We start from the raw sequence: 3,326 nt of genomic DNA on the forward strand, positions 1-3,326 counted from the left end.
TTTATTTTTAATATGATACAAAATTCTTTTAAATTATGTCCTTAATTGTATTAAAATCAGTTTTTTTGTGTTCATATTTTTTTGGTCGGTAATTTCCTATAGGGGGAAATCGGTTTTTTGTTAAACATTTTTAGCAGTCTATATTAGCCTTTACATTTGGCCAGCCCCATAGGAACTATATAAGGGACTGGCTTCCTATATTGCCATTGAAAAGTGTATTCATTACTTTTCGTTATCTTCTCTTCGATCTGTGGTGGGATGAGCCTGTACATTACTGGTGTTACAATCCTTGATAGGATTGTTGAACTTATAAGCCCGCCAATAAGTACAATCGCCAAGGGGGCAATAAGCGGATTGGGATTTAATGCAGTAGTTATCAATCCACAGATAGCGGTAATAGATGTAAGACAACAGGTAAAAACCGTGTCTCGCCCGCTATATGAATAGCTTAATCCAAGGAGTGGCCCTCAACCCTAAGCTAGTTTGTAAAATCCAGGAGGAGGAGCGAATTCTTAACCTGTATTCCTGACGGGCCGATAAAACCGATGATAGAAACCAAAGACATGGGATTGCCGGTTAAAAGCAGCGCTATTGCACCACCCAATATACCTAACGGAATAATGGATAATACGATAATAATCCCCTTGAAATTCTTAAACTGTAATTCTTAAACTGTAATAAGAAGCACGCCTATAAAAAGGAAGCCACTTAATAATATGACCGAAAAGAAGTTGCCTCCCAGGCTATTATGGGCATACAGATGGCCTGTGCTTATATCGGTATTACTTTTATGCCATTGCTCTTTGGCCAACTATCCAAACAGCTGGATTACTCCATATTTCCATGGTTTCTAGGTGGCTTCCTGCCTATAAAGGGCTATGGCATATTTGGTTTGAATAGACTAATGGGGAGCCAGAGAATTTTGATACCTGAGGCTAATATCAAAACTTAAGGAGTCTTTTTTTTGCAAACCAAGAGCGGTGATATCTCGTGTTTATGGTACATGCAATAAAATTTTTCCAAATTTTGGAAAATACTATAAAAAATTGGATGAATTTTGAGATATTGAATTTCCTGAATGATATGAATTCTTTACAGGTGCATGCGACTTAAAATTGAAAATGAAGAAAAGAACAATTCTCGTTTCTGGTGCCAGTATAGCTCGCCCCACCCTGACATTCTGGCTACACCGATGTGGTTTTGATGTGACGGTTATCGAACGTGCAGATGAATTAAGGTTGGGAGGTCAAAATATAGATGTCCGGAAAGAAGCACAGCAGATAGTTCAGCTAATGGGATTAGAAGATAAGATCCGCTAGGCCAATACCAGGGAACTGGGCGTTTGTTTTGTTAATAAAAACAATCAAATCATAGGATCTTTTCCAAAGGGAAATTCAGACTTCGGAACAGCTGAACTTGAAATCCTGCGTGGCGATCTGGCAAAAATCCTTTATGACGCAACAAAGGATAGTGTGAAGTATGTTTTTGGTGATCAGATCATAGACCTAGAGGATCAAGAAGATAAAGTTACCGTCACCTTTAAAAATAGCCCCCAACGTTCCTTTGATCTCGTCATTGCAGCAGATGGTATCCGTTCCACAACCCGCACTTTAATGTTAGGAAATGAACCTGTCGTAAAATATATCGGTGTCTATTGCTCATATCTGACCATTCCATGTATTGAATCGGATACAAAATGGGCTTATTTGTACAATGCTCCAGAATCAAGGGTTATTAACACAAGACCAGACAATGAGGCACGACCAGAGCATCTTTTTCCTTTCTGTCATCAGATAATGGATATGAAAAGCTCAATTTAGCTGAGCAAAAAGAAATTCTCATACAAAAGTTTACAGATGCCGGGTGGCAGGCTTCCCGGATACTTGCTGCATTAGAAGAAAGCAAAGATGTGTACCTGGACGGAATTAGCCAAGTAAAAGCGCCTAGATGGACCAGCGGACGATGCGCGATGGTGGAAGATGCAGCTTATTGCCCCACCCCTATGACCGGAATGGGCACAAGTCTCTCGATTATTAGCGCTTATATTTTGGCTGGAGAACTATCTAGGCATAACGATCATAAAGACGAATATGAAACTGCGCTTCAAGTACCTAAACCAGAACGTAATTTGTTACAAGTGAGCATGGAGAAACGAAAACGAAGAAATTCGGCTGAGCGAACTGAACGCACTATCACAGATAACACAATACTTAACTGATTATAGTGGGTAGTTTCATTTTTCTAATCACAGAATCAAAGATACTGGTTTATTTACCCAAGAAGAAAAAACAATTTCAACTATTTAAAAGATACGTTATATTTATTTGAAAGTAATATCATCACATAACCCCGCCACAACAAATGACGGAAACAGAAAAATATCTCGCAGACTTTAAAGAAGCTGTGGTGAACGTGTATCCTATTTCGGATAAGGCATTTAATTTGTTGGCCGAAACTGTGCACATTCAACAATTTAAAAAAAATGAAGTTTTATTAAAGGAAGGCCGTGTCGGCAATGACATTTTCTTTGTTTGTAAAGGTGCATTAAACTCTTATTTTATAGATGAAAAAGGAGCTATCTGGAATAAATGGATTTATTTGGAGAGGGATTTTGCGAGCACTAGATTTTCGGCAATCATAAAAACAGCCAATGAATTTACATTGCAAGCTATTGAAAACACCACAGTGGTATGTATGCCCTATCGTCAAACAAGAGCAGCTATTAATCAAAATGATGAGTTAAAGAACCTGTACATTGCCTATCTGGAAAAAAAATGGATAGTCATTAATGAAGAAAGAGAAATTTCCTTACTTACCGAAAGTGCCACTGCAAGGTATCTAAAATTGCTGCAAGCACATCCGGGAATAGACAGCAGAATTCCGCTACAATATATTGCTTCGCACCTCAGCATTACCCCGACACAGTTGAGCAGAATACGTAAAGAACTGACCAAATAAAAATATCATTGTGCCCAACCTATGGAAAGTGTGGGCTTAAAATCACGCTTTAATTTTGCTGTAAATAGTAGGTCAGGCAAAATTGGAATGTCCATATCTCATTTTTGATTCATTGATAGTACGTATTAAGGAAAATGATTGTATTGACTTGCATACCGAGATGGAAATAAAAGATAAAAAAATCCTTGCACTCAACCTATGTAAAGAGTATCCTCGAAACCACACTTTATTTTTGCTTTATAAAAAGCAAAAATAAAGTGTGGTTATAAGGTATTAATCTGGGATAGAACATAAAGTAAGACTAATTAATCCACTGAATATAAGTAAATAACAATTAAAAACTGATATTAAATTATGCAAACAATTTC

Annotated in this window: 3 protein-coding genes and 1 pseudogene; 3 read left to right on the forward strand and 1 reads right to left on the reverse strand. The window is 37.4% G+C overall.

Annotated elements, in window-relative coordinates:
• Positions 1–478 precede the first annotated feature (478 nt).
• Positions 479–652 (reverse strand): annotated as a pseudogene (locus AC07UV_RS25565) (efflux RND transporter permease subunit); the annotation flags it as partial.
• 469 nt (positions 653–1,121) lie between these two features.
• On the opposite strand from AC07UV_RS25565, the gene AC07UV_RS25570 reads away from it, so the two are divergent.
• From AC07UV_RS25570 to AC07UV_RS25580, 3 genes are all read left to right on the forward strand, one after another.
• The gene (locus AC07UV_RS25570; RefSeq protein ID WP_495185831.1) at positions 1,122–1,319 is read left to right on the forward strand and encodes a hypothetical protein; all 198 of its coding nucleotides are present in this window, start codon (positions 1,122–1,124) and stop codon (positions 1,317–1,319) included.
• Positions 1,320–1,472: 153 nt separating this feature from the next.
• Positions 1,473–1,820: a hypothetical protein gene (locus AC07UV_RS25575; protein ID WP_495185832.1), complete on the forward strand. Its 348-nt coding sequence runs from the start codon at positions 1,473–1,475 to the stop codon at positions 1,818–1,820.
• A gap of 541 nt (positions 1,821–2,361) precedes the next feature.
• Positions 2,362–2,958 (forward strand): Crp/Fnr family transcriptional regulator, encoded by a 597-nt coding sequence (locus tag AC07UV_RS25580; protein ID WP_495185833.1) that lies wholly within the window; start codon positions 2,362–2,364, stop codon positions 2,956–2,958.
• Positions 2,959–3,326 lie beyond the last annotated feature (368 nt).

Source organism: Sphingobacterium sp. GW821-FHT03E03, assembly GCF_059420745.1.